Here is a 24,795-nt window from a genome sequence, read left to right as displayed (position 1 = left end):
GGCAGGATTCCTAGCGTCGATGCCATGTCACTCGTCGTCGCCGGATTCGTCACAGGTCTGTCCCTCATCGTCGCCATCGGTGCGCAGAACGCCTTCGTCCTGCGCATGGCGATCGCGCGACGATTCGTGCTGCCTGTGATCGCGATCTGCGTGATCTCCGACGCCGTGCTCATCACCGCGGGCATCGCCGGGATCGCGACGATCCTCGACCGCGCTCCCGGCGCGATCGACGTGATCCGTTGGGCAGGTGCCGCTTTCCTCATCTGCTACGGACTCTTCGCGGCACGTCGCGCGCTGAAGCCGTCGGCACTGTCCGCCGCCCCGGGCGGTGCCGTCACCATCGGCGCGGCCCTGCTGACCTGCCTGGCGCTGACCTGGCTCAACCCGCACACCTATCTCGACACCGTGCTCATGCTCGGTTCGGTGGCCAACCATTACGGCAACCCCGGCCGGTGGTGGTTCGGTGCGGGGGCGATCACCGCGAGCGTCGTGTGGTTCGCCGCCCTCGGGTACGGCGCCCGTTATCTGCGTGCCTGGTTCGCCAAGCCGTCCTCGTGGCGCATCCTCGACGGCGGCGTCGCGGTCCTGATGCTCGGCCTCGGTGCCGGGCTCGTCGCCTCGGCCTGATCACCTCACCTGCGTCCCGTGGGGGCGCGGTCGGGCTCGAGATGGCTGAACACCACGACGCCGGGCAGTGCCTCGCCGAGATCGGCCTCGATGCGGTCGAGCAGGTCGTGGCCGGCGCGCACCGTCCAGTCGCCCGGCACCCGCACGACGAGGTAGACGAAGCGCTGCCGTCCCGACTCGCGGGTGCGCGGCGGCAGGATCGTCACCACCCCCGATTCCCGATAGCGGTCGAGGACGGCGTTCACCGCCGTCACGTCCTCCGGGGGAAGAACCGCGTCGAGCATGCCGACGACCGCCTGCCGCACGAGCCCGAAGCCGATCCGCAGGATGTTCAGGGCGACGAGGATCGCCACGATCGGGTCGAGCACGTCCCACCCGGACAGCGCGACCAGCGCGACGCCGACGAGCACGCCTGCCGACGTCCACACGTCCGTCAGCAGGTGTTTCCCGTCGGCGACCAGCGTGATCGACCGATGTGCGCGGCCTTGCCGGATGAGCAGCAGACCGACCACGAGATTGAGCGCCGACGATCCGGCCGACAGGACGAGACCGAGTCCGACCTCGGTCACCGGCTGCGGGGAGATCAGGCGCTCGACCGAGGTCCACAGGATCACCGTCGCGGCGGCGAAGACCATGGTGCCCTCGACCGCGGCGGAGAGGTACTCGGCCTTCCCGTGCCCGAAATCGTGGTTCGCGTCGGCCGGCTTCGCGGCGAGACGTAGCGCCGCGAGACCGACGAGCGCCGCGACGAGGTTGACCCCGGATTCGAGCGCGTCCGACAACAGACCCACCGATCCGGTGATCCACGCCGCCGATGCCTTCAGCAGCATCGTCGCGAGCGCGGTCGCCACCGACAGCAGCATGAACCGCATCAACAGGCGGTGCTGCTGCGCAGAGGGCGCCACCGTTCAGCGCTTGACGAGCGTGAGCTGCATCCCGGTGAGGTCGGTGGCCGTCAGCGCGACGTAGTCGTATTTCGGGGTGGGAACCCACGGCGACAGTCCGAGGGCGTCGATCCGCGCCGCATCGTCGAAGCTCCGCAGGATCCGGGCGTGTCCGTGCAGCACGACGCTCCACGCGGAGTCCTCGCGGATCTCGTCCACCTCGAAGGCCACCTGCGGGTGCACCGCCAGTTCGGAGAGCTTGCTGCCCTCACCGCTGCGGAAGTACACCGTGCGATCGTCGGTGACGTAGTTGACGGGATAGATCTCCGGTCGCCCGCCGACGACGGTGACGAGGCGGCCCACCTTGCCCGTCGCGAGCAGGTCCCAGCACTGGTCCTCGTCGAGTGGGACGACAGGATCGTCGGTGTTCGGGTTGTCGCTCATCGCGTTCACTCCTCCGGTTCCGCTGCCGTATCCAGCACATCACGAACCGGCTTCCGGCGCAGTGGAACGCTCCGCCGGTTACGGTGAAACCGGCCGTCAGGACCGTGTTCGCCCGATCCGCCGAGAGCAGACCGAACGAGGAGTGCCGATGTCCGCACAAGCTCCCGCGACCACCTCGAGTTGGCACACCCGCGCCGCGACCGACGTCGCCGAGGCGTTCGAGGTCGATCCGCAACGAGGGTTGAGTGCGGACGAGGTCGAACGACGGCGTGGCGAGTACGGCCCGAACCTGCTCGACGAGGCGAAGAAGGTACCGACCTGGCGGCGCGTGCTCTCGCTGCTGGCCGACAGGATGACCCTCGTTCTGGTCGTGGCGGCGGTGGTCAGCGCCACCGTCTCCCGCGAGTGGGAGACCCCCGTCGTCATCTTCGCGGTGATCGCGCTCAACACCGTGCTGAACTACGTGCAGGAATCCCGGGCCGAGAGCAGCCTCGCCGCGTTGAAGAAGATGTCGGTGTCGACCAGCCGGGTGCTGCGCGACGGCAGGGGGACGGAGGTGCCCCGCGCCGAACTCGTCCCCGGAGACGTGGTGCTCCTCGAGGCCGGCGACACCGTCCCGGCCGACGGCCGACTCGTCACCGCCGTCCGGCTGCAGGTCGCGGAGGCCGCCCTCACCGGTGAATCCCAGCCCGTCGACAAACAGGCCGACGTCGTCGACGATCCCGACGCGCCGCTCGGCGACCGCACCGACATGCTGTTCATGAACACCGAGGTCACACGCGGACGTGCCGCGATGATCGTCACCGGCACGGGCATGCGTACCGAAATGGGTGCCATCGCAACCCTTCTCGGATCGGCCGGTGGCGAACAGACGCCGCTGCAACGGCGCATCGGCCAGCTCGCCCAGACCCTGACGATCGTCGCGATCGTGACGGTGGCGCTGGTGTTCGTCCTCGGTCTGCTGCGGGGACAGACCTGGTCGGATCTCCTCGTCACCGCGGTGTCGTTGGCGGTCGCGACGATCCCCGAAGGGCTCACGGCCGTCGTCGCCTTCACCCTCGCGATGGGAGCCTCACGTCTCGCGGCCCGCGGTGCGATCGTCAAACGCCTCGCCGCGGTCGAGACGCTCGGCAGCACCACCCACATCTGCACCGACAAGACCGGCACCCTCACCCTCAACGAGATGACGGTGCAGCGACTGCTCGTCGCGGGTCGTGCCTTCCGCGTCACCGGCACCGGGTACGGAACCGACGGCAAGATCCTCGTCGGTGACGGTCTGCCCGCACCGGACTTCACGGACGCACTGCTCGGGATGGGACTGTGCAACGACGCGACCGTGCGCAACGGAGTGCTGGTCGGCGATCCCACCGAGGGTGCCCTCGTGGTGCTCGCCGAGAAGGGCGGCATCGACGTCGAGGGTGCGCGGGCCGCGCTGAACCGCATCTCGGAGGTGCCGTTCGACTCGGACTACAAGTACATGGCCACCTTCCACACCCTGCCGAACGGCGGATACCGCTGTTTCGTGAAGGGCGCGCCGGGTGTGCTCCTCGATCGTGCCACCTCGATCGCCGGTCCCGACGGCCCGATTCCGCTCGACGACGACGGTCGCGCGAGGATCCAGCGGGCCGTGGAGGCGCTCGCGTCGGAAGGTCTGCGAACCCTCATGATCGCCGGTCGCGACCTCGATGCCGTTCCCCGCGGCGACACCGATGCGCTGCAGGAGAAGGTGGCCGACCTGACGATCCACGCGATCGTCGGCATCGTCGACCCGCCGCGGACCGAAGCCGAGGATGCGATCGCCGTCGCCCACGAGGCGGGCATCTCGGTGCACATGATCACCGGCGACCATCTGGTGACGGCTTCCGCGATCGCCGAGGAACTCGGAATCCGCGGGTCGGCTGCCTCCGGTTCGGATCTCGACAAACTCACCGACGACGAACTGCGCCGGAGGGCAAAGAAATTCGGTGTCCTCGCTCGCGTGGCGCCCGAACACAAGATCAGGTTCGTCGAAGCGCTGCAGGCCGACGGGCAGATCGTCGCGATGACGGGCGACGGCGTCAACGACGCTCCCGCGCTCGAACAATCCGACATCGGTGTGGCCATGGGGATCACGGGAACCGACGTCTCCAAGGGCGCCGCGGACATGATCCTCACCGACGACAACTTCGCGACCATCGTCGCCGCCGTGGCCGAGGGACGCGGAATCTACGACAACATCGTCAAATTCGTGAAGTTCCAGCTCACCACGGCGTGGGGCTTCGTCCTCATCTTCCTGACGGCCGGTGTGCTCGGACTCGCGGGTGGCGCGCCCTTCAGCGCACTGCAGATCCTGTGGGTGAACATCATCATGGACGGACCGCCGGCGCTCGCACTCGGTGTCGACCCGACCGCCCCCGACGCGATGAGGCGACGACCGCGGCCCGCGAACGAGGCCCTGCTCGAACGCTCCCGGGTCCAGCGCATCCTCGGCCTCGGCATCGTGATGACGGTGGGCACGATCGCAGTCCTGCACTTCGGACCGGAACTGTTCCCCGACAGCGCATCCGACCCGTTGTTCGCCACCACCCTCGCGTTCACGACGTTCGTCTTCTACCAGGTGTTCAACCTGTTCAACGTGCGCTCGGATCTCGGATCGGTGTTCTCGGCGCAGACGTTCACCAACCACACCATCTGGATCGCGATCGGCGCCGTCGTCGTCCTGCAGATCTGCGTCGTGCAACTCGGCGCCCTGCAGGGATTCATGGACACCACCTCCCTCACCTCCGAGCAGTGGCTGCTCGCGGTCGCAGTCGGCTCGTCCGTGCTGTGGGTGGACGAGATCGGCAAGTTCGTCGCCAGGAGGATCGAGGCGCGCAGGGCCGAGCGGGCGGATACGACCTTCCTCACCTGACGATCGGGAGATGGCGGAACTCACGTCGCCGCGGGGAGAAGTGCGAGGCCGCACTGCCCCAGAATGGAGGCTGCCCCGCGTTGCTCCCCGAGCGCGCCCGCGTTCCGGCCCGCACGACCTCCGGCTCCGGGACTCTCGACAGATCGAAGGTTTCCTCACCGATGACCACCACGGCTTCCGGCCGCCCACTCGACGATCCTGCCCACACCGACTCCGGACATCCCGCGCGCACGCTCGTGATGTGGGCGCTCGCCCTCGGCGGGTTCGGGATCGGAACCACCGAGTTCGTCGCCATGGGGTTGCTCCCCGAGATCGCGACGAGCATCGGGGTCTCCGAACCCACCGCGGGCCACGTCGTCTCCGCCTACGCGGCCGGTGTCGTCGTCGGTGCCCCGCTCATCGCGACGATCGCCGCCCGCGTGCCGCGCAAGACACTGCTGGTCGCGCTGATGGTCGCGTTCACCCTCGGCAACGCCGCCACGGTGCTGGCCCCGAACTACGGTCTGCTCGTCGTCTCCCGGTTCGTCGCCGGCCTGCCGCACGGCGCGTACTTCGGGGTCGCCGCGCTGGTCGCGGCGCATCTCGCCGGACCCGGTCGCCGCGCGCGTGCGGTGTCGCTGGTGATGATGGGGCTGTCGGTGGCGAACGTCGTCGGGGTGCCCGCCGCCGCGTGGCTCGGCATGGCGTTGGGCTGGCGCGCGGCGTTCGTGCTGGTCGCGGTGATCGGAGTGGCCACCGTCGTCGCTCTCGCCGCCTGGGTGCCGACACTGTCGATACCGACGACCAGCGTGCGGGTCGAACTCGGGGCGTTGAAGAGCAGCACCGTCTGGCTCACGCTCGCCGTGGCCGTCATCGGCTTCGGTGGTGTGTTCGCGGTGTACACCTACATCAGCACCACGCTGACCGACGTCGCCGGAGTGTCGAGATCGCTCGTGCCGGTCGCGCTGATGCTCTTCGGCGTGGGCATGGTCGTCGGCAATGCCATCGGTGGTCGCGTCGCCGATCGCGGTGTGATCCCCGGCGTCTACGCGTCGATCACTTCGCTCGCGGTGCTGCTCGCGCTGTTCGTCGCCGCGGCCCACAACCCGTGGACCGCCTTCGTGATGGTCTTCGGTCTGGGTGTCGGATGCGCCGCGGTGGGCCCGGCTCTCCAGGTGCGGTTGATGGATGTCGCGGAGGACGCCCAGACGCTCGCGGCGTCGCTGCACCACGCCGCGTTCAACCTGGCGAACGCGTTCGGTGCGTGGATCGGCGGGGTCGTGATCGCGGCCGGATTCGGCTACACCGCTCCCGCCGCGGTCGGTGTGCTGCTGGCGCTCGCCGGTGTCGCCGTGTTCGCGATCTCCGTTCGCCGCCGTGAGAAGGCCGCACCTTCCCGACGTGATTGGATACGGAAGTGACCGATTCCAGCATTCCGACCCCGCCCGATCCCTTCTTCACGGTCGGAGCGCGTCTCGACAACGGACTCGGCCGCACGGGCACGATCCACACCCCGCACGGAGACATCCGCACCCCGGCCTTCGTCCCGGTGGGTACGAAGGCGACCGTCAAGGCGGTGCTGCCCGAGACGATGGCCGAGCTCGGCTCGCAGGCGCTGCTCGCCAACGCCTACCACCTCTACCTGCAGCCCGGCTCCGACATCGTCGACGAGGCCGGCGGGCTCGGGAAGTTCATGAACTGGCCCGGCCCGACCTTCACCGACAGCGGCGGATTCCAGGTCATGTCGCTCGGGGCCGGGTTCAAGAAGGTCATCGCGATGGAGTCCGTCGGCGTCCAGAACGACGACGTCATCGCCAAGGGCAAGGAACGGCTCGCCCACGTCGACGACGACGGGGTGACCTTCAAATCGCACCTCGACGGGTCGCGGCACCGGTTCACCCCCGAGGTGTCGATGCGCATCCAGCACGAGCTCGGCGCCGACATCATGTTCGCCTTCGACGAGCTCACGACCCTCATGAACACCCGCGGCTATCAGGAACGCTCCCTCGAGCGGACCCAGGCGTGGGCGGTGCGGTGCATCGCCGAGCACGAGAAGCTCACCGCCGAACGTGCCCACCGTCCCTACCAGGCGTTGTTCGGCGTCGTGCAGGGCGCGCAGTACGAGGACCTGCGACGACAGGCGTGCCGGGGCCTCGAGTCCATCGTCGGCGAGACCGGCCGCGGGTTCGACGGCTACGGCATCGGTGGGGCGCTCGAGAAGCACAATCTCGGCACGATCGTGCGGTGGTGCACCGAGGAGCTGCCCGAGCACAAGCCGCGGCACCTGCTGGGCATCAGTGAACCCGACGACATCTTCGTCGCGGTCGAGCACGGCGTCGACACCTTCGACTGCGTCAATCCGTCGCGGGTCGCGCGCAACGCCGCGATCTACCATCCGGACGGCCGGTTCAACATCAACACCAGCCGTCACCGGCGCGACTTCACGCCGATCGACGAGAACTGCGACTGCTACACCTGCCGGAACTACACGCAGGCGTACATCCACCACCTGTTCAAGGCGAAGGAGATGCTTGCCTCGACGTTGTGCACGATCCACAACGAACGGTTCACGGTGCGCCTCGTCGACGACATCCGGACGAACATGGAGAACGGCACGCTCGCCGAGTTCAAGGCCGAGACGCTCGGCCGGTTCTACGCGAGCCGGCGCCAGGCCTGAGTCGTCCGGCTCGAGTCGTCAGGCGTGAGTCGTCACGCGTAGGAGGGTTCGCGCTTCTTGACGTAGGCGATCACGCGGTAGGTCACCGGGAGCACGACGATCTCGACCAGCGTCTTCCACAGGAACCCGACGATCACGAAGTTGACGAAGTCGGCCCAGGTCGTGATGCCGATGGCCCCTGCGGCGATCGAGCAGAAGATGAGGGTGTCGGCGAACTCACCCACGACGGTCGACCCGATCAGCCGCGCCCACAGGTGCTTCTCCCGGGTGCGTTCCTTGATGCGGACGAGCACGTACGAGTTGAGCAGCTGCCCGACCGCGTACCCCGCGAGCCCGGCGATGAGCATCCGGGGCACCACGCCGAGGACGTTCTCGAAGGACTCCTGACCGGCGTAGAAGTCGGCCGGAGGCAGCTGCTGCGTGATCCAGAAGCACAGCGCGGACAGCGCGACCGCGCCGAAGCCGTAGAAGACGGCGCGGCGGGTGGCCGCGAAGCCGTACACCTCGCTGAGCACGTCGCCGAGGATGTAGGCGAGGGGGAACAGGAAGAACCCGCCGTCGGTGATGATCGGCAGGATCTGCAGCGGGCCGACGGCGAACTCGGAGTCGGTGAAGAACGCGATGCCCTTCGTCGCGGAGATGTTGGAGATCATCAGCACCGCGGTGAACAGCACGACGATCCCCGTGTACGGGCTGCGGCCCACGCGCGCGAAGGCGGCGTGGTCGAAGAGGGCGGGGGAGGTGTTCGATCCGTGCTCGGTCACCCGGACATCCAAGCATCACCACGGGGCGATCACGAAGTTGCGGATGGTCTGTACGTGCGCGAACACCCCATATGCGACGAACGGGTCCCGTCCTGGCGGGGACGGGACCCGGAGCGCGCGGGAGATCAGGACTTGCGTACCCGGGTGCCGCCGGCGAACTTGTCGTGGAAACCCTGCTTGTTGCCGTCCTGCTCGATGGTGACCGCGATACCGATGTATGCGGCGAGCGACAGCAGACCGGCGAGGAAGCCCAGCAGCGGGACACCGGTGAGGATCTGCAACGCGACGAACGCGTTGCGCTTGGCGGCCTGCTCGAGGGTGGGATTGCCACCGGCAGGGCCGGCGACCGACAGGCCGAGGAGCTTCTTGCCGACGGTCGCGCCCCGAGCGGACTCCATGTACGTCCAGTAGCCGAAGGCGACGATACCGCTGGCGACCGTCATGAAGAAGTTCACGAAGCCGCTTCCGCCGCTCGCGAGGAGCATGATCGCGGTCAGGATCCCCATGGGGATACCGACGATGAGGCCGTCGATGATGCGGGCGCCGAGACGCGGGAGCAGCTCTCCCGGGGCGCCGGTGCCGAAGTTCGGATCCGGGCCGGGGAATCCGGGGCCGCCGAACCCACCGCCCTGCGGCGCCCCGTACTGCGGTGCACCGTACTGGGGAGCACCGTACTGGGGCGATCCGTTCTGCGGGGTTCCGTACTGCGGTGTTCCGTACTGGGGCGCGCCGTACTGAGGGCTACCGTTCTGGGGCGCGCCGTACTGCGGGAACTGCTGGGTGTAGTCGGGCGGGGTGGCGCCGTAGGACGGGGCGCCGCCTGGATGACCGCCCGTCGCCCGAGGATCCTGCTGAGGGGGTGGATAGCCACCAGTGGTCACTTATGTCTCCCTTGTCGCGATCGGCATGGCAACGCGCCACGGTACAGCGTGCCGTGGCGCGTCGGTAGATGCCTCCGGATGCGACGGGAGGATCCCGCCGGGGGTTGTGTCAGGCCGCTACGGGACCACCCGTGGTGACCCGGTAGGCGTACGTGACGGCGATGATCGACACCGGCACCGTGACCAGCAGGCCGATCAGGCACAGCAGGGCACCGACGAGGTTGATGCCGAGCAGTGCGAGGGCGAGCAGCACCAGCGTTCCCGCATTCGATTTCACGGCATTGAAGCTCGACTTGATCGCGGTGACGGCGTCCTGATTGCGATCGATGACGAACTGCATCGTCCACCACGCGAAGAACGCGAACACCAGGCCCGGGATGATGCACAGCACGAGACCGATCGACGTGCCGATGCCCACGAGCAGACCTGCGACGATGACCGCGCCGATCGGACCGATCTGGAGGAACGTTCCGAAAGCGGGTCGTTGCCCATCGGTTTCGGCCAGTGCGCCGCGTACGAAGGCGGCCTGGATCAGGTATCCGACGATCGTCGTGACGATGCTGCCGATCGCGTTCAGGAGGGTGAAGTCCGTCGCCTCGTCGGTGAAGTCGAACCCGTTGAAGATGCCACTGATCAGGCCCTGGAGGACGAACGCGGCGAGCATGAAGACGATCCACACGCCGGCGTTGCCGCTGAACTTCGACCAGCCGTAGGAGATCGCGTCGCCGACACTCAGCTGATTCGGGGGCGGACCACCGAAGCTCCCGGCGCCGTATGCACCCGGCGGAGGCGGGTAGTCACCACCCGACGGAGGAGGCGGATAGTTCCCCGGCGGCGGGTAGGACCCACCCGGCGGCGGGTAGTTGCCACCCGAGGGCGGGGGATAGCTCCCCGGCGGCGGGTAGTTGCCGGGCGGAGGATAGTTCCCACCCGACGGAGGAGTGCCACCGCCCGAGGGCGGCGGATAGTTTCCGGGTGGCGGGTAGTTTCCGGGTGGCGGATAACCACCCGGGTTCTTCGGATCCTGATTCGGGTCGTAACCACCGGTGGTCATGGCTGCCTCTCGTCTCCGGGATCGGACACTTCCGAGAGAGTACGGATATCACCTCGGGTCTGCATCCGCTATGTCCGCATCGTGTCCTATCGGATGCCTTCCTCCGACGGGGTGAACACCCACGGATCCCGGGGAAGCAGCACGGGATTCCAGCGGTCCAGCAACAGTTCCGGCGACACGGGCTCGCCGGGGTCGGCGAGTCGCAGCGACACGGCGATCGTGCCCAGCACGTCGGCGGCCGTGTGTCCGAGCGCGAGCTGATCGGCCAGTGTCACCGCGCCGTCCCGTTTGGCCAGTCGCTTGCCCTCCTTGTTGAGCGCGAGCGGCACGTGCGCGTAGACGGGCTCCGACAGTCCGAGAAGGTGTGCGAGACAGGCCTGTCGGGGCGCGGAGGTGAGCAGATCGTCGCCGCGCACCACCTGATCGATGCCCTGGTCGGCGTCGTCGACCACCACCGCGAGGTTGTACGCGGGGGTTCCGTCGTTGCGGCGCAACACGAGATCGTCGACGATGCCCGTGAAATCGCCGTGCAGCAGGTCGTGGACGGTGAACCACTCCTCGGTCGCCCGCAGCCGGATCGCGGGGGCGCGGCCGGAGGCCCGGCGCTCGGCCCGCTGCTCGTCGGTGAGATTGCGACAGGTGCCCGGATAGGCGCCCGCAGGGGCGTGGGGTGCGGAGGTGGCCTCGAGGATCTCGCGTCGGGTGCAGTAGCACTCGTAGGTCAGGCCGGCCTGCTCGAGCCGCGCGATCGCCTCGTCGTACAGGCGCCGGCGGCGGGACTGGTGGACCACCCGACCGTCCCAGTCGAGACCGATCGCCGCGAGATCCGCGAGCTGGCGTTGCTCCGCGCCGGGACGCACCCGGTCGAGATCCTCGACGCGCACGAGGAACCGGCGGTTCGTCGACCGCGCGAACAACCACGCCAGGACGGCGGTGCGCAGATTGCCGAGATGCAGGTCGCCGGAGGGACTCGGTGCGAAGCGACCCGCTCCTGCTTCGTCCTCGTCCGAAAGTGACACCCGTGCACTCTATCGAGCGACACCCAGGAGCACCGCTCGCTGGGCGTGCACGACCTCCCGGATCGCCGCGACTGCGGCCGCGACCTCCGGCCGCCGCAGCGTCTCCGAGCGCGCGACGAGCCAGTAGGCCAGACGCGCCTCGACCTCGCCGGGCAGGACCCGGACGAGATCGGGGTGCCGGTCGGCCATGAAGCACGGCAACAGACCGAGGCCTCCGGCGGCGCGGGTCGCCTCGACGTGCACGAACACGTTCGTCGAGCTGATCGAATCCTGCATGTCGGGGGCGATGCGCCGCGCGACGTCGAGATCGTCGACCTGCAGCATCGAATCGATGAAGTACACGAGGGTGTGCTCGCGCAGGTCGCGGACCGACGACGGGGAGCCGTGCGTGGCGAGATAGTCGCGCGAGGCGTACAGGCCCAGGTTGTAGTCGGCGAGGCGGTGCGCTTCGGCCCGATGCACCTGCGGGCGTCCCACGACCACCTCGATGTCCATGCCGGATCGTTGCTGCGAGGCGCGACGGGTGGTCGCGACGATCTCGACGGAGATACCCGGGTGGCGTTGCCGCACGAGCGCGCCGGCCGGGGCGGCGATGTAGGCGCTGAAGCCGTCGGTGGCGGAGATACGCACGACGCCCTCGAGGCGGCGCTCGCCCCGGGGGTTCCGCAGACTTCCGACCGCGGCCTCGATGCGTTCGGCGGCCTCGAGCGCCTCGCGACCGCGGTCGGTCAGTTCCCATCCCGCCGCCGACCGCGTGAGCACGCGACCGCCGAGGCTGCGCTCGAGCGCGGCGATCCGCCGGGAGATCGTGGTGTGGTTGACGCCCAGGTCGTCGGCGGCGCTGGTGAACCTGCCACTGCGCCCGACGGCGAGCAGGACGAGGAGGTCATCGGCCGAAGGCACGCTCATGTGTGCAGTTTTGCAGATCGCATCTGCGAATCGCGTCATTGTGGATGCATATGTGCGTACCGATACTCGGCATATGTGTTTGGAAGTGTTCCCCGTCACAGAGCATTCCGGGAGGGTGCAGGCATGAGCGTCGAACAGGCACGAACGGACGGGCCGGAGAGCTCGCCGTCGGCATTGCGCAGGGTCGTCGGTGCGTCCATGGCGGGCACCGTCGTCGAGTGGTACGAGTTCTTCCTCTACGGCACCGCCGCGACCCTCGTCTTCGCCAAGGTCTTCTTCCCCGACGGCGGCAACGAACTCGACGCGATCATCGCGGCGTTCGTCACCTACGCCGTGGGCTTCGTCGCCCGGCCGCTCGGCGGCATCGTCTTCGGCCACTTCGGTGACCGGTTCGGACGCAAGCAGCTGCTGCAGACCAGCATCATCATGGTCGGCGTCGCGACCTTCCTCATGGGCTGCCTGCCGACCTTCGGTGCCATCGGGTACTGGGCGCCGGCGCTGCTCGTGACGCTCCGGTTCGTCCAGGGCTTCGCGGTCGGCGGCGAGTGGGGCGGCGCGGTGCTGCTGGTCGCCGAACACAGCCCCAACCGCTCGCGCGGGTTCTGGTCGTCGTGGCCGCAGGCCGGCGTTCCGATGGGCAATCTTCTCGCGACGATCGTCCTGCTCGTTCTCACCACCACGCTGCCCGAATCGGCCTTCCTGTCGTGGGGCTGGCGAGTCGCGTTCTGGCTCTCGGCCGTCATCGTGCTGATCGGCTACTACATCCGCACCAAGGTCACCGACGCGCCGATCTTCCTCGAAGCGCAGCAGGAGGCCGACAAGCTCAAGGAGACGTCGTTCAACGTCTTCGAGGTGCTCAAGCGCTACCCGCGCGGCGTGTTCACGGCGATGGGCCTGCGGTTCGCTGAGAACGTCATGTACTACCTCGTCGTCACCTTCTCGATCACCTATCTGAAGATCGTCGTCGGTGCCGACACCAGCCACATCCTGTGGTGGATGCTCGCCGCGCACGCCGTGCACTTCGTGATCATCCCGGTGGTCGGGCGACTGTCGGACACGCTGGGACGCCGCCCCGTCTACATGATCGGTGCCGTCACCGCCGGTGCCTGGGGCTTCCTCGCCTTCCCGATGATGGACACCGGCAACAGCGCGTGGATCGTCTCGGCGATCGTCATCGGACTCGTCTTCCACTCGTTCATGTACGCCGGGCAGCCCGCGATCATGGCGGAGATGTTCCCGACCCGCATGCGCTACTCGGGCGTCTCGCTCGGCTACCAGGTCACCTCGATCGTCGCCGGGTCGCTCGCCCCGATCATCGCCGCGAGCCTGCTCAGCCGTTTCGATTCGTCGGTCCCGATCTCCTTCTACCTGCTCGGATCGTCGCTGATCACGATCGTCGCGGTGATCGTGGCCCGGGAGACGAAGGGCATCTCGCTGCGCGACATCGACGCCGCGGACGCGGAGACGGTTGCCCAGGAGAAGGCCGCCGAGAACACCAGGGTCTCGGCATGAGGGCCCGCACCGCACTCGTGACCGGTGGTGCCGGCGGGATCGGGGCGGCCTGCGCCCGCGCGCTCGCTCGGCAGGGAGTCCGCGTGACCGTCGCCGACGTCGACGAGGTCGCCGCGAAGACGCTCGCCCACGAGATCGGGGGAGAGGCGTGGAGCGTCGACCTGCTCGACACCGACGGCCTCGACGGTTTCCGCCTCGACGTCGACATCCTCGTCAACAACGCCGGCATCCAGGTGGTGCGGCCGGTGGAGGACTTCGCCCTCGCCGACTTCCGCCGCATCCAGACGCTCATGGTCGAGGCGCCCTTCCTGCTCGTGAAGGCCGCGCTGCCCGGAATGTACGAGCGGGGCTTCGGCCGGATCGTGAACATCTCGTCGGTCCACGGGCTGCGGGCGTCGGCCTTCAAGGCCGGGTACGTCACCGCCAAGCACGGCCTCGAGGGGTTCTCCAAGGTCGTCGCGCTCGAGGGTGGCCCCCACGGCGTGACGAGCAACTGCGTCAATCCGGGTTACGTGCGTACCCCGCTGGTGGAGAAGCAGATATCGGAACAGGCTCGCGCGCATGACATCCCGGAGGATCGCGTGCTCTCGGATGTCCTGCTCACCGATCAGGCGGTGACCCGGCTGGTCGAGCCGGAGGAGGTGGCCTCGCTCGTGTCGTGGCTGGCCTCCGACGAGGCCGGGATGGTCACCGGCGCGTCGTACACGATGGACGGCGGCTGGTCGGCCCACTGACCGCACTGATCGCACTGTGCGATCGCCTTCACCGACCCGCGTCCCGGATTCCGGGGCGCGGGTCAGTGCGCGTCGGCGCCGTCGAGGACGAGCTGGACCTGGGCGTGCAGAGCGTGGGTCAGATACTCCCGCGGGTAGAGCTCGGGGCTGGCCGCCGCGTCGAGCGCGAGCCCGTTCGCGGCCGAGAGCAGCAGGGCGGCCCGGGTCTCCGGATCGGGTGTACCCGCGCGGATCAATACGCGCGCTATGCCGGTGCGGATCGTGAACAGGGTGGCGGTGCGGATGGCGCTCAGCGCGGGGGAGGTGACCGCCCGCACGGCGAACGCCGACATCACGTGCACCTCGCTGCCGCGTTCCTCGTCGAGCGGGAGCAGTTGGCTGAGCGCGGAAAACAGGGTGCGCGCCGGATCGATGTCGGGATCGACGTTCGTCAACCGGTTCAGCACCCGGTCCGAGAGGGTGCGGAACGAGTACGCGAGCATCTCGTCCTTGGTCGGGAAATGGTGCTGCACCGCCCCGATCGAGACCCCTGCCTCGTTGGCCACCTCCCGCACACTCGCCGCGTCGAGACCGTTGCGTGCGGCCACGTCGAGCAGGGCCGCAGCGAGCCTGGTGGGGCTGGTGGTGACGTAGGGGCGCGTGCGCATGGGGAGCACCGTAGCCGAGCTCTCCACCGTACGAACGTACGGGGAGGCGGGAATCACATCCCGCCGGTGAGCTCGCGATCGGAGAGGAAACGGACCGATACCGTCAGCGCGGCCGCGAACGCCGCTGCGATCCACAGGGCGTGCAAACCCAGCACCCGGTGGGCGAGCGCGCCGAGAACGGCACCCGTCACCAGACCGCCCCACAGACCCAGATAGGGCAGCCAGCTCCAGCGCGGACCACCGAAGAACGCCGCCGCGATCCGCTGCCCGATCTTGACCAGCGCACCCGTCATGTAGGTCAGGGCGACGGTCGTCTCCCCGTGCCGCCGGAACACCGAGTTCTCCGTTCCCATGGCCAAGGTCATCGCGATCACAGCGACCGGCGTCCAGCCCACGAGCACGGCCGCGGCGGCGATCGTCAGCAACACCGTCACCGTCGCCAGAACCGCGGTCTTGCGGGTCCGCCGATCTCGGTCCGTCAGTTCCGCCACCACGCTGCCGAGGATCACCCCGACCACGAACAGCGCGAGCACGCCGCCGATGAGGGCGACCGTCTGCCACGCACCGTCGGCCGCCCCGACCGCGAAACGCGTGGAGTTGCCGCTCATGAACGACACGAAGACGCCGCCCAGGGTGATGAAACCGAGGGCATCGATGAACCCTGCGAGAGAGGACAGCGCGATGGCGAGTCCCTGCAACTGCCTGCCGTAACCGACCACCAGACGATAGTAGGAACCGTTCCCGCCGGGATGCCGACGACGTCGGCTCCCGGATACTTACGCGGTGTAACGACCGGGCGTCATGGGCGCGATGGACAAGGGGAGCCGTCCGGCACCGTCGTTCTCAGGAGTTCCCTCGATGTCCTTGCCCCGCTTGTCGTCCCGGCTGTCCCTGCTCGTCGTCGCGACGGTCGCGGGTCTGACCCTCACCGGGTGCGATTCGACCACCGAGGACACCTCCGTCGCTCCGGCGGCGACTTCCGAACAGTCCCCGGCGCCGAGCTCCGAAACTCCCACGACGACACCGTCACCCACCACGACGCGCCCCACCTCGACGACTGCACCGAGTCCGGCTGCGTCGAACCCGGCAGTGTCGAACCCGGCAGCGTCGGCGGATTCGTCGGAGGCCCTGGCCCGGCTGGCGACCCTGCCCGTCAAGGGGCGCGCACCCAAGACCGGGTACAGCCGCGACCTGTTCGGCCAGGCGTGGAGCGACGACGTGTCTGTGGAGTTCGGAGGCAACGGCTGCGACACCCGCAACGACATCCTGCGACGCGACCTCGTCGACATCGTCTACCGGCCCGGTACCCGCGACTGCGTCGTCGCGTCCGGAACCCTGAACGACGTGTACACCGGCACGACGATCGCGTTCACGCGCGGCCAGGACACCTCGACCGCGGTGCAGATCGATCACGTCGTCGCGCTGTCGGACGCGTGGCAGAAGGGTGCGCAGCAGCTCGACGCGGGAACCCGTGCCGATTTCGCCAACGACCCGCGCAACCTCCAGGCCGTGGACGGGCCGACCAACCAGCAGAAGAGCGACGGCGACGCCGCGACCTGGCTGCCGCCGAACCGCGCGTACCGCTGCACGTACGTCGCGCGGCAGATCGAGGTCAAGGCGATCTACGGCCTGTGGGTGACGCAGGCCGAGCACGACGCGATGGTGCGGGTCCTCACCGAATGCGGAGGCGGAGCTCCCGCCGCTGCACCCGCTCCCGCACCCACCACGACGACGCGACCGGCCCCCGCGCCTGCGCCGGCACCCGAACCGGCTCCGGCTCCGGCTCCGGCTCCGGCACCCGCACCCGCACCCGCACCCGCACCCGCCGAGCCGGCCCCTGCTCCGGCGGACGTGTACTACAAGAACTGCGCGGCGGCCCGGGCCGCCGGAGCTGCGCCGCTGTATGTGGGTGAGCCCGGCTACCGGCCGAAGATGGACGGTGACGGGGACGGCGTCGCCTGCGAGTAGCGCACACCGCCGTGATCTCCAGGTCAGCTGAAGCGGTCGGTGAGATTGCGGCGCATGCGGTGCAGCTCGCGGAGCTGGGCGCCCAGCCGCTCGACCTCGGCGTCGAACCGGCGCGCCCGGTCCACGGCCCCCACCCGGTGTTCGGCGAGGGCCTTCTGTTCGGTCTTCTCGATGGCTGCGGACACCTCGTCGATCTCCCGGTCCAGCATCTCCACCCAGACCGAAGCCTGCTCGTGGTCGGCGTCGCCGGCGAGCGGGAAATTGTCGTCCGCGGTCACGAGACGCATCGTGCCCGAGATCGGCCCGGTACGCGAACAGGGGGCGGCGGAAAAGCAGAAACCCCGTGGGACGCTGTGCGCCCCACGGGGTTCCGTGGCGGAGGATAGGGGATTTGAACCCCTGAGGGCGTTAACCCAACCCGCGTTCCAGGCGAGCGCCATAGGCCACTAGGCGAATCCTCCGTGGGGAAGCATACCGAATGGAGACCCCAACTTGCCAAACGAGCACGTCGCACCCTGGTTCCGGGGGTGCTGCGGGGGCGGGTTCGCCGCCGGGGCGCTCGTTCCTCTACACTTGCCGATGGATCCCGCGCGGCGCGCATCCTGTGAACTCCCCCAGGGCCGGAAGGCAGCAAGGGTCAACGGGCTCTGCCGGGTGCGCGGGGTCCTCTTAATTTCCGCCGATGCCCGTGTCGCCGTGCACGGTGAAAGGTCCCTCCGCATGCCTACGCAGACCCAGTACGGGTTGATGAGCCATGAGGAACTCGTTGCAGAGCACGAGCGCCAGTCCGCCAACTACGAACGGTTGAAGTCGGAGAAGCTGACGCTGGACCTGACCCGCGGCAAGCCCTCGCCCGAGCAGCTCGACCTCTCCGCGGAGTTGCTGTCGCTGCCGGGCGCCGACGACTTCCGCGACGGCAAGGGCACCGACACCCGCAACTACGGCGGCCTCACCGGCCTGCCCGAGCTGCGCGCGATCTTCGCCGAGCTGCTGAACATCCCGGTCGAGAACCTGCTCGCCGGCAACAACGCGAGCCTCGAGATCATGCACGATCTCGTCGTCTGGTCGCTGCTGCACGGCACCGTCGACTCGCCGCGCCCGTGGTCGCAGGAATCGGTCGTCAAGTTCCTGTGCCCGGCGCCCGGCTACGACCGGCACTTCGCGATCACCGAGTCGCTCGGCATCGAGATGATCCCCGTGCCGCTGCGCGAGGACGGCCCCGACGTGCGGTTCATCGCCGATCTCGTCGCGAACGACCCGCAGATCAAGGGCATGTGGGCCGTGCCGACCTACTCGAACCCCACCGGCGCGGTGTACTCCGAGGAGATCGCCCGCGAGCTGGTGTCGATGCCGACGGCCGCTCCCGACTTCCGCATCTTCTGGGACAACGCCTACGCGGTGCACCCGCTCACCGAGCACCTCGCGCCCGCGATCGACATCCTCGGTCTGGCCGCGCAGGCCGGTCACCCCAACCGTGTGTTCGCGCTGGCGTCCACCTCGAAGATCACCTTCGCCGGTTCGGGCGTGAGCTTCTTCGGCAGCTCCACCGAGAACCTCACCTGGTACCAGAAGCATCTGGGCATCAAGACCATCGGCCCCGACAAGGTCAACCAGCTGCGTCACCTGCGTTTCTTCCGCGACGCCGAGGGCGTGCGTGCCCACATGGCCAAGCACCGCGAGATCCTCGCGCCGAAGTTCGCGCTGGTGCGCCGCATCCTCGAGGAGCGTCTCGGCTCGTCGAAGGTCGCGTCGTGGACCGAGCCCGAGGGCGGCTACTTCATCAGCCTCGACGTCGTCGAGGGCACGGCGGCCCGCGTCATCGCCCTGGCGAAGGAAGCGGGTATCGCGCTGACGGGTGCCGGTTCGGCGTTCCCGTACAAGAAGGACCCCGAGGACAAGAACATCCGCCTCGCGCCGAGCTTCCCTTCGCTCGGCGAGCTCGAGAAGGCCATGGACGGCGTCGCGACCTGCGTGCTGCTGGCCGCGGCGGAGAAGGCGCTCGCCGACAAGTAGTGCGCGGGTAGGTACGCAACGCGAGGACGAGGCTCGCAACATCGGCAGTCACTGCCGACGTTGCGAGCCTCGTTTCTTTGTTGCGTGCCTCCGTCGGCAACAATCTGCACTCCGAGTGTGAGTTTGTTCCCAACCTGTGGATAAAGTTGTGCACAACACGTGGACCGACGGTGGACAACTCGGATCACCCCTGGTCGGGGCGTTATCGGTACCCGCCGTGACAGCGACTTGCTTTCCCCGACCGACCTGACATACTCGCTGGTCAGGGTCGCCGCATACCGTGCGGCGGGTTCGGAAGTGGTGAGTGTGATGGAAAACCGCGCTCTCGTGAACTCCGGAGTCGGCGCATCGGCCGTCGGATCTGTCACGGGGTGTCTCGGTGTGCTGAAGGTGTTCCTCCTGGCGCTCGACATCGAGGCGGCGCCCGAGACGCCACCGCGGGTCCCGCCCGTCGAGAAGGTGGAGCCTTTCCTGCCGGCACGTATCGCCGATCGGCCCGATTCGGACCACGGTGTGCGTCCGCCGTGTCTGCTCGCGTTCCGGCACGTCGTCGACCCGGCACGACCGGAGGTCTCGTTCGGTGCATCGACGGGTTCGCTGCGTGAGGCGCCGGACGCGACCCGGCCGTATGTGGGACACCCCGCGACATGCGTGTCGCTGTGGGACGTCCCCGGCCATGGCCTCGTCCTGGCGTTGGAGTCGCTGACGGACCACGGCCCGCCGTTGATCGACTGGCGCAGCGACCCGCTGCAGGACCGCGACGGCGCCGGTCTGCGCCCGGTGCTCGGCGAGTTCCTCGCGCCCTTCGAACTGACCTCCGACGCCTGCCTGAACGACGTGTTTCCCGGACTGAACAGGCGGTTGTGCGCGCCGACGACCTACCGGCCCCTGCACGAACTCGTCGTCCACCGTCACCGGGGGGTCGGTGATCGGGAGGTCGTCGAGGGGATGGTCGTGGAAGTGGTCTCGAGCGGCGGCGAACGGGTCCGCTCGCTCGTCGACGGTCCGCGCATCGGACCCCAGGCCCGCGCCGCCGCTCGGTCCTGGGGCGTGTTGTGGAAGTGGGATCGGGTTCCGCTGGTGGACCGGCCCGTGCAGCCGGGAGCGGCCATCGCCGTGCGGGAGGACTCCGGTGCGGTGCTGTTCGACCTCGAAGCCACCGCCCTCGGCAGCGACTACGTCGGGCACGGCACCCGCGAGATGATCTACGGGCTCATCCCGTGGGTGGCGGTGCGGGCACGGGCCTCCGCCGACTACTGGACGACCGTGGAGCACCTGCGCCACCCCGACGGGCTCGACGGCGATCGGCTGGCCACGGTCCTCGACGACATCGCGGTCATGCAGGCCCGCCGGATGGAGCGTGCCCTGCTGCGCAAGGAATCGATCCACGACGACCGGTTCCATTCGTGGACACAACCCACCCAGCTGCGAGCGCTCATGGCCGGCCGGGTCGCCGACGAGATGGCCGAACTCGACGCGGAACTGTCCGATGCCGTGGACGTCGTCGAGCACGCCCTGCTGCGCAGTGCGGAGTTGCGCGGCGCGAGGCACACCCGCCTGGCCCAGGGCTGGTCCGCGGCGGCCTCGGTCATCGCCGTCGTGGCGCTGTTCGCCGCACTCGCTGCCGTCCCGGCAACGTCACAACCGACGCTCTTCCCGCACTGGTTGCATGCTCTGACCACGTCGATCGCGCTCACGCTGGGCATCGTGATCGCGGTGGTCGTGTGGCGCCGCCCCTGACGCGCAGGGCATGATCGTCTGCATGTCATCGACGCTGAACCTGGTCGGAGATCCCGACGCCGACGCACTGCTGGCCGAGAACCCGCTGGCGCTTCTCATCGGCATGCTGCTCGACCAGCAGGTGGCGATGGAGGTCGCGTTCGCGGGACCGAAGAAACTCGCCGACCGTCTCGGCGGTCTCGACGTGGACCGCATCGCGTCGGCCGATCCCGACGAGTTCGTCGCGGTGTGCGCGCAGCAACCGGCCGTCCACCGGTTCCCCAAGTCGATGGGACAGCGGATCCAGGCGCTGTGCGCGGCGATCGTCGAGGACTACGACGGAGACGCCTCCGCACTGTGGACCTCCGGCGACCCGGACGGCAAGGAAGTGCTGCGACGGTTGAAGAAGCTGCCGGGCTACGGCGACCAGAAGGCACGTATCTTCCTGGCGCTGCTCGGCAAGCAGATGGGTGTGCGGCCCGAGGGATGGCGCGAGGCCGCCGGCGACTACGGGCACGAGGATGCGCGCCGGTCGATCGCCGACGTCGTCGACGAGCAGTCGCTGCGCGAGGTGCGCGAGTTCAAGAAGTCGATGAAGGCAGCGAAGAAGTCATGAGGCGTGTCGTAGCAGTGTGCGGCGCCGCCGTCGCCTTCGCCGCGGGGGCCGTGGGCGTGGCCTCGGCCGGCGGGGGAGACGACCGGGTCGTCCTCCGGCCCGGCGACGGGATCGTGTTCTCCGCAGAGCCGACACCGGGTTGGTGTTCCGTGGCAGCGGTCGGACACGACGACGCGGGTCGTCTCGTCGCGATCACGGCGGGGCACTGCTACCAGACGGGATCGTCGCCCGTCTGGAAGGTCGACGAGCAGCATCGAGGGCCGATCGGAACCGAAACGGACGTCGCGAGTACGGGTTCGGTCGATCAGCTGGGATTCCCCACCGACGAGATCGCCGACTACGCGGTGGTCGTGCTCGACGAGACCCGCGTGCGGGGATCGAATACGTCGGTGCCCAACGACCGGGGAGAGCGAGTCGTGCTCGAATCGGTCGCGGCGTTCGGCGAGGGTGAACTGCCGGTCGGAACACATTGTGCGGCAGGGCGGAGCACGTCGGTGGCCTGCGCGACCGGCGATGTGCGGGTGGACGGGAACCTGATGTCGTCGCCGCTGCTCATGCGGCCGGGCGACTCCGGCGGTCCGCTCGTGCGCGCCGAGACGGGGGAATGGATGGGACTGTCGGTGGGCTACCGGTTCCCGCAGACCGCGGTCTCCGACGACCGGCAGGTTCCCGACACGAGGTTCGCCGCCTACCAGCGGGCCGATCGGATCCTCGCCGAGATCGACGCGCGCGACGGGATCGGCTCGGGGTTCCGTCTCGTCGACACCCCCTGACCGATCCCGCCCGCGTTACCGTCAGAGCGTGTCGAAACGCGGAATCAGATGTTCCGCAACGTTCTTCGCCTCGTCGATGAGCGGCCATCCGGCGAGGATCAGGGAGGTCAGTCCGGTCGCGTCGCGCAGGGTGCGCACGTGGCCGGTGATCTCGTCCGGGTCGCCGACGTAATAGACCGCCGACGAGCCCGTGGCGAAGATGTCCAGCGGTGACCACGCGGTGATGCCCGCGTAGAGTCCGTCGCCGAGATACAGGTCCTCGGGTTCGGGGAGCTTGCCGGCGTTGATGGTGTCGACCCAGCCCTGCCGCTGCGCGTCGCGCGCGGTGAAGGTCTTCAGATCCTGCTTGCCGTGCGTGCGGCGGCGCACCGCCTTGTCGAGCACGTCCTGGATCTGCTCGATCCCGGCCTTCTCGAACAGCGACCGGAACCGCTCGAGTGCCTCGTCCCGGTTCGGACGCACGATGACGCCGGACAGGGCGCCGAAGTCGGTGTACCCGCGCCCCTCCGCTGCAGCGGATTCGCGTGCAGCGGTGAACTTCTCCGTGACGAACGAGGTCTCGCGCAGCATGATCAGGTAGGCGTCGAGCACCTTGCCGGCGTTCTGCAGACCGGCGGGGGAGTCGCCCGTTCCCCACAGCGGGACCGAGTGGTCCGCAGGAGCATCGATGCGCAGCGGGGTGTTCGGGAAGTTCGACGCGGTGCCCTCGGCATAGATGCGCCGGAACTCCGCCCAGTACTTCTCACCGAGCTCGTACCGACGGTCGTGCTCGACGTTCATGTCGTACTTGGTGAGGATGTTCTCCCGGCCGTTGACCGAGTTGATCATCAGACGACCACCGCTGAACGCGTCGAAGGTCAGGGCCTTCTCGGCGAGCAGTCGCGCGGGCGTCATGTTCGCGTAGATCGCGACGAGGAACTTCATCCGGCTGGTGTGCGCCGCGGCCCAGGTCGCCGAGATGAAGGGGTCGTTCGGCCAGGTCGCGACGAGCGCACCTTCGAAGCCGCCGTCGTCGATGGTCTTCGCGAGTTCGATCTGCCGCTGCCCGTCCACCGGGTACAACCCGCCGGGGCTCCAGGGGTAGTCGCCGTCGGCCTGGGTGAGATACCAGAAGGTCTTGATGGGCATTACTTCGTGTCCTTCGAGGGGAGTTCGAACGGTTCGACGCGGGCGCGAGCACGCAGCGTGTCGGCGTCCACGGCGAACAGGGCGTCGAGATAGGCGACGGCGAACGAGCCGGGGCCGGTGGAGTTCTCCTCGGCGATCTCGGACGCGACGGCGACGTGCGCGTGGGCGGCCGCGAGGCCGACGAGAGGGGTCTCCGCGACCGCGAGATAGGCCGCGACGAGTCCGCCGAGGGAGCATCCGGTGGAGGTCACACGCGGCAGCATGGCGCTGCCACCGGCGATGCGCAGCCCGACGATCCCACCGTCGCGGTCGCGGCCGACGAGGTGGTCGACGGGACCGGAGGCCGACACGGCATCCGCGCGGTCGAGCAGCGCGAGCGCGGCGGGCACGGCGGCAGCGGCCTCGTCGGCGCTGTCGACGCCGCGCGTATCGCCGCCGAGGCCGGCGAGCGCGATGATCTCGGAGGCGTTGCCGCGGATCGCGGTGGGGTGGAACTTCAGCAGGTCGGCGGCGAGCGAGGTGCGCCACGCGAGTCCGCCCACGCCGACGGGGTCGAGGACCCACGGGGTGCCGGCGTCGTGCGCGGCCTCCGCCGCGCGGGTGAAGGCCACCGAGGTCTCGTCGAAGGGCGTACCGAGGTTGACGAGCACTCCACCGGCGATGCGCGCGAAATCGCCTGCCTCGTGCGCGTTGTCGATGTGCGCGTTGCTGGCGCCTGCGGCGAGCAGCACGTTGGTGAGGAAGTTGGCCGAGACGATGTTGGTCAGCGAGTGCACGAGCGGCGTCCGGGCACGCAGGGCGTCGAGGGTGACGGCGAGATCGTCGACGGTGGGGGTCGTGGTCACGGAAGATCCTGTCGGGAGATGGGGGAGGGGATGAAGCGGGTCAGGATCGCGGACATCGCATCATGCGTCGCCCTTCCCTTTCTCCGAGTGTCCGCATGGGGAGCGCGGGGTCGGCCGTCCACTCCTCGAGGGATCCGTCGTAGACGGCGATGTCGTCGTGGCCCGTCCGGACCAGTGCGAGCGCCACCAGGCAGGCCGAGACGCCGCCACCGCAGTAGAGGATCAGGGGCCGGGCCGTATCGGCGAGGGCCTGCTCGGCCATCTCGGCGATCCGATCGGTGCTCCGCAGGATGCCGTCGGCGAGCAGGCTCTTGGCCGGCAGGTTCCGGCTCCCGCTGATGTGCCCGCGGCGCGCGTAACGAGTGGTGGCGGTGCCTGCGAACTGCTCGGCGTCGAGCGCGCAGACGAGGGTGCCCGGTGCGTCGCCGGAGACCACGGCGAGCACGTCGTCGCGGTCGCGCCACAGGCCGCGGTCGGGCAGACCGGTCCGGGATGTGGTGGCGCGGCGTTCGGCGGCGTCGCCGGTCTCCACGGGCAGATCGAGCTCGGTCCAACGGGCGAAGCCACCGTCGAGGACTCGGGCCGAGATGCCGATGTTGCGCAGCATCCACCACAGCCGGGAAGCCCAGGTCATGCCACCGTCGTCGTAGATCACGAGGTCGGCGTCGGGGGCCACGCCGAGTTCGGCCAGGGCCGCTGCCAGGTCGTCGGG

General features: G+C 68.8%; 24 protein-coding genes, 1 tRNA gene and 1 other RNA gene. 12 read left to right on the top strand and 14 right to left on the bottom strand.

All coding sequences use genetic code 11. The annotated features are described in order from the left end of the window. Nucleotides 1-24 precede the first annotated feature (24 nt). Nucleotides 25-627, top strand: a complete 603-nt coding sequence (locus B9C99_RS20360) for a LysE/ArgO family amino acid transporter (protein WP_016690991.1) — start codon at nt 25-27, stop codon at nt 625-627. A gap of 5 nt (nt 628-632) precedes the next feature. Here the strand turns inward: B9C99_RS20360 and B9C99_RS20355 are convergent, their stop codons facing one another. After that, a complete protein-coding gene (locus tag B9C99_RS20355; RefSeq protein WP_172415036.1) occupies nt 633-1,499 on the bottom strand; it encodes a cation diffusion facilitator family transporter in 867 nt (288 codons plus the stop codon). Between the two features lie 36 nt (nt 1,500-1,535). Beyond that, nucleotides 1,536-1,955: a pyridoxamine 5'-phosphate oxidase family protein gene (locus tag B9C99_RS20350; RefSeq protein WP_026060903.1), complete on the bottom strand. Its 420-nt coding sequence runs from the start codon at nt 1,953-1,955 to the stop codon at nt 1,536-1,538. Between the two features lie 148 nt (nt 1,956-2,103). On the opposite strand from B9C99_RS20350, the gene B9C99_RS20345 reads away from it, so the two are divergent. The 3 genes from B9C99_RS20345 to tgt all read left to right on the top strand — a co-directional run bounded on the left by B9C99_RS20345 (nt 2,104) and on the right by tgt (nt 7,501). Next, nucleotides 2,104-4,845 carry a calcium-translocating P-type ATPase, PMCA-type gene (locus tag B9C99_RS20345; protein WP_088899160.1) on the top strand — a complete coding sequence of 914 codons (2,742 nt, stop codon included), beginning with the start codon at nt 2,104-2,106 and terminating at the stop codon, nt 4,843-4,845. A 239-nt stretch (nt 4,846-5,084) separates the two neighbouring features. Continuing rightward, entirely contained in the window at nt 5,085-6,245 is a 1,161-nt protein-coding gene (locus B9C99_RS20340) for an MFS transporter (protein ID WP_253250150.1), read from the top strand. Next, the gene (gene tgt, locus B9C99_RS20335) at nt 6,242-7,501 is read left to right on the top strand and encodes a tRNA guanosine(34) transglycosylase Tgt (protein WP_172415034.1); all 1,260 of its coding nucleotides are present in this window, start codon (nt 6,242-6,244) and stop codon (nt 7,499-7,501) included. The genes B9C99_RS20340 and tgt overlap by 4 nt, the downstream gene beginning before the upstream one ends. 32 nt (nt 7,502-7,533) lie before the next feature. Here the strand turns inward: tgt and B9C99_RS20330 are convergent, their stop codons facing one another. The 5 genes from B9C99_RS20330 to B9C99_RS20310 all read right to left on the bottom strand — a co-directional run bounded on the left by B9C99_RS20330 (nt 7,534) and on the right by B9C99_RS20310 (nt 12,128). After that, complete coding sequence (locus tag B9C99_RS20330; RefSeq protein ID WP_229568233.1) at nt 7,534-8,205, bottom strand: queuosine precursor transporter; 672 nt, start codon at nt 8,203-8,205, stop codon at nt 7,534-7,536. A 185-nt stretch (nt 8,206-8,390) separates the two neighbouring features. Beyond that, nucleotides 8,391-9,146 carry an RDD family protein gene (locus B9C99_RS20325; RefSeq protein ID WP_088899136.1) on the bottom strand — a complete coding sequence of 252 codons (756 nt, stop codon included), beginning with the start codon at nt 9,144-9,146 and terminating at the stop codon, nt 8,391-8,393. Nucleotides 9,147-9,255: 109 nt separating this feature from the next. Further along, nucleotides 9,256-10,200 carry a hypothetical protein gene (locus tag B9C99_RS20320; RefSeq protein WP_088899135.1) on the bottom strand — a complete coding sequence of 315 codons (945 nt, stop codon included), beginning with the start codon at nt 10,198-10,200 and terminating at the stop codon, nt 9,256-9,258. 86 nt (nt 10,201-10,286) lie between these two features. Then, on the bottom strand, nt 10,287-11,219 hold the full coding sequence (gluQRS, locus tag B9C99_RS20315; RefSeq protein ID WP_088899134.1) for a tRNA glutamyl-Q(34) synthetase GluQRS: 933 nt from the start codon (nt 11,217-11,219) through the stop codon (nt 10,287-10,289). A 9-nt stretch (nt 11,220-11,228) separates the two neighbouring features. Next, nucleotides 11,229-12,128 carry a LysR family transcriptional regulator gene (locus B9C99_RS20310; protein WP_016691002.1) on the bottom strand — a complete coding sequence of 300 codons (900 nt, stop codon included), beginning with the start codon at nt 12,126-12,128 and terminating at the stop codon, nt 11,229-11,231. Between the two features lie 123 nt (nt 12,129-12,251). Between B9C99_RS20310 and B9C99_RS20305 the strand changes: the two genes are divergently transcribed. Together B9C99_RS20305 and B9C99_RS20300 are read left to right on the top strand one after the other, a co-directional pair. Then, nucleotides 12,252-13,640: an MFS transporter gene (locus tag B9C99_RS20305; protein WP_016691003.1), complete on the top strand. Its 1,389-nt coding sequence runs from the start codon at nt 12,252-12,254 to the stop codon at nt 13,638-13,640. Next, nucleotides 13,637-14,374 carry a 3-hydroxybutyrate dehydrogenase gene (locus B9C99_RS20300; RefSeq protein ID WP_088899133.1) on the top strand — a complete coding sequence of 246 codons (738 nt, stop codon included), beginning with the start codon at nt 13,637-13,639 and terminating at the stop codon, nt 14,372-14,374. The genes B9C99_RS20305 and B9C99_RS20300 overlap by 4 nt, the downstream gene beginning before the upstream one ends. 62 nt (nt 14,375-14,436) lie before the next feature. Here the strand turns inward: B9C99_RS20300 and B9C99_RS20295 are convergent, their stop codons facing one another. Together B9C99_RS20295 and B9C99_RS20290 are read right to left on the bottom strand one after the other, a co-directional pair. Continuing rightward, complete coding sequence (locus B9C99_RS20295) at nt 14,437-15,021, bottom strand: TetR/AcrR family transcriptional regulator (RefSeq protein WP_088899132.1); 585 nt, start codon at nt 15,019-15,021, stop codon at nt 14,437-14,439. A 53-nt stretch (nt 15,022-15,074) separates the two neighbouring features. Continuing rightward, on the bottom strand, nt 15,075-15,740 hold the full coding sequence (locus B9C99_RS20290) for a YoaK family protein (RefSeq protein ID WP_088899131.1): 666 nt from the start codon (nt 15,738-15,740) through the stop codon (nt 15,075-15,077). 139 nt (nt 15,741-15,879) lie between these two features. Between B9C99_RS20290 and B9C99_RS20285 the strand changes: the two genes are divergently transcribed. Beyond that, entirely contained in the window at nt 15,880-16,989 is a 1,110-nt protein-coding gene (locus B9C99_RS20285; protein ID WP_253250148.1) for a DUF1524 domain-containing protein, read from the top strand. Between the two features lie 23 nt (nt 16,990-17,012). Here the strand turns inward: B9C99_RS20285 and B9C99_RS20280 are convergent, their stop codons facing one another. Both B9C99_RS20280 and B9C99_RS20275 read right to left on the bottom strand, forming a co-directional pair. Further along, nucleotides 17,013-17,276, bottom strand: coding sequence for a hypothetical protein (locus tag B9C99_RS20280; protein ID WP_016691009.1), 264 nt, complete (start codon nt 17,274-17,276; stop codon nt 17,013-17,015). Nucleotides 17,277-17,362: 86 nt separating this feature from the next. Then, nucleotides 17,363-17,450, bottom strand: a tRNA-Ser gene (locus B9C99_RS20275). A gap of 117 nt (nt 17,451-17,567) precedes the next feature. Between B9C99_RS20275 and ffs the strand changes: the two genes are divergently transcribed. The 5 genes from ffs to B9C99_RS20250 all read left to right on the top strand — a co-directional run bounded on the left by ffs (nt 17,568) and on the right by B9C99_RS20250 (nt 22,110). Then, an RNA gene (gene ffs / locus B9C99_RS20270) (signal recognition particle sRNA small type) lies at nt 17,568-17,662 on the top strand. Nucleotides 17,663-17,709: 47 nt separating this feature from the next. Beyond that, nucleotides 17,710-19,002 carry an aminotransferase class I/II-fold pyridoxal phosphate-dependent enzyme gene (locus tag B9C99_RS20265; protein WP_088899130.1) on the top strand — a complete coding sequence of 431 codons (1,293 nt, stop codon included), beginning with the start codon at nt 17,710-17,712 and terminating at the stop codon, nt 19,000-19,002. Between the two features lie 381 nt (nt 19,003-19,383). Then, on the top strand, nt 19,384-20,742 hold the full coding sequence (locus B9C99_RS20260; RefSeq protein ID WP_253250147.1) for a hypothetical protein: 1,359 nt from the start codon (nt 19,384-19,386) through the stop codon (nt 20,740-20,742). A 22-nt stretch (nt 20,743-20,764) separates the two neighbouring features. Then, nucleotides 20,765-21,337, top strand: a complete 573-nt coding sequence (locus tag B9C99_RS20255; RefSeq protein WP_088899157.1) for an HhH-GPD-type base excision DNA repair protein — start codon at nt 20,765-20,767, stop codon at nt 21,335-21,337. Further along, nucleotides 21,334-22,110, top strand: a complete 777-nt coding sequence (locus B9C99_RS20250) for a trypsin-like peptidase domain-containing protein (RefSeq protein WP_088899128.1) — start codon at nt 21,334-21,336, stop codon at nt 22,108-22,110. Before B9C99_RS20255 ends, B9C99_RS20250 begins: the two co-directional genes overlap by 4 nt. A 21-nt stretch (nt 22,111-22,131) precedes the next feature. Here B9C99_RS20250 and B9C99_RS20245 read toward each other — a convergent pair whose 3' ends face one another. The 3 genes from B9C99_RS20245 to B9C99_RS20235 form a co-directional block, all read right to left on the bottom strand. Continuing rightward, on the bottom strand, nt 22,132-23,238 hold the full coding sequence (locus B9C99_RS20245) for an LLM class flavin-dependent oxidoreductase (protein WP_088899127.1): 1,107 nt from the start codon (nt 23,236-23,238) through the stop codon (nt 22,132-22,134). After that, complete coding sequence (thiM, locus tag B9C99_RS20240) at nt 23,238-24,083, bottom strand: hydroxyethylthiazole kinase (protein ID WP_088899126.1); 846 nt, start codon at nt 24,081-24,083, stop codon at nt 23,238-23,240. Before thiM ends, B9C99_RS20245 begins: the two co-directional genes overlap by 1 nt. A gap of 40 nt (nt 24,084-24,123) precedes the next feature. Continuing rightward, nucleotides 24,124-24,795: sulfurtransferase (locus tag B9C99_RS20235; protein ID WP_088899125.1), on the bottom strand; the 672-nt coding region annotated here is incomplete at its 5' end.

The organism is Rhodococcus sp. BUPNP1 (assembly GCF_002215235.1).
GTDB lineage: Bacteria > Actinomycetota > Actinomycetes > Mycobacteriales > Mycobacteriaceae > Rhodococcus.
The sequence above is the reverse complement of the archived record's forward strand: the minus strand, read 5'-3'. Positions and strand labels throughout refer to the sequence as shown.

What these genes read in the sequence shown, in the direction of transcription:
- B9C99_RS20355 (WP_172415036.1), bottom strand. Translation starts at nt 1,499, where the DNA reads ATGCGGTTCATGCTGCTGTCGGTGGCGACCGCGCTCGCGACGATGCTG.
- B9C99_RS20300 (WP_088899133.1), top strand. Translation starts at nt 13,637, where the DNA reads ATGAGGGCCCGCACCGCACTCGTGACCGGTGGTGCCGGCGGGATCGGG.
- B9C99_RS20285 (WP_253250148.1), top strand. Translation starts at nt 15,880, where the DNA reads ATGTCCTTGCCCCGCTTGTCGTCCCGGCTGTCCCTGCTCGTCGTCGCG.
- B9C99_RS20350 (WP_026060903.1), bottom strand. Translation starts at nt 1,955, where the DNA reads ATGAGCGACAACCCGAACACCGACGATCCTGTCGTCCCACTCGACGAG.
- B9C99_RS20310 (WP_016691002.1), bottom strand. Translation starts at nt 12,128, where the DNA reads ATGAGCGTGCCTTCGGCCGATGACCTCCTCGTCCTGCTCGCCGTCGGG.
- B9C99_RS20255 (WP_088899157.1), top strand. Translation starts at nt 20,765, where the DNA reads ATGTCATCGACGCTGAACCTGGTCGGAGATCCCGACGCCGACGCACTG.
- B9C99_RS20295 (WP_088899132.1), bottom strand. Translation starts at nt 15,021, where the DNA reads ATGCGCACGCGCCCCTACGTCACCACCAGCCCCACCAGGCTCGCTGCG.
- B9C99_RS20320 (WP_088899135.1), bottom strand. Translation starts at nt 10,200, where the DNA reads ATGACCACCGGTGGTTACGACCCGAATCAGGATCCGAAGAACCCGGGT.
- B9C99_RS20245 (WP_088899127.1), bottom strand. Translation starts at nt 23,238, where the DNA reads ATGCCCATCAAGACCTTCTGGTATCTCACCCAGGCCGACGGCGACTAC.
- B9C99_RS20305 (WP_016691003.1), top strand. Translation starts at nt 12,252, where the DNA reads ATGAGCGTCGAACAGGCACGAACGGACGGGCCGGAGAGCTCGCCGTCG.
- B9C99_RS20250 (WP_088899128.1), top strand. Translation starts at nt 21,334, where the DNA reads ATGAGGCGTGTCGTAGCAGTGTGCGGCGCCGCCGTCGCCTTCGCCGCG.
- B9C99_RS20340 (WP_253250150.1), top strand. Translation starts at nt 5,085, where the DNA reads ATGTGGGCGCTCGCCCTCGGCGGGTTCGGGATCGGAACCACCGAGTTC.
- B9C99_RS20280 (WP_016691009.1), bottom strand. Translation starts at nt 17,276, where the DNA reads ATGCGTCTCGTGACCGCGGACGACAATTTCCCGCTCGCCGGCGACGCC.
- B9C99_RS20265 (WP_088899130.1), top strand. Translation starts at nt 17,710, where the DNA reads ATGCCTACGCAGACCCAGTACGGGTTGATGAGCCATGAGGAACTCGTT.
- B9C99_RS20345 (WP_088899160.1), top strand. Translation starts at nt 2,104, where the DNA reads ATGTCCGCACAAGCTCCCGCGACCACCTCGAGTTGGCACACCCGCGCC.
- B9C99_RS20360 (WP_016690991.1), top strand. Translation starts at nt 25, where the DNA reads ATGTCACTCGTCGTCGCCGGATTCGTCACAGGTCTGTCCCTCATCGTC.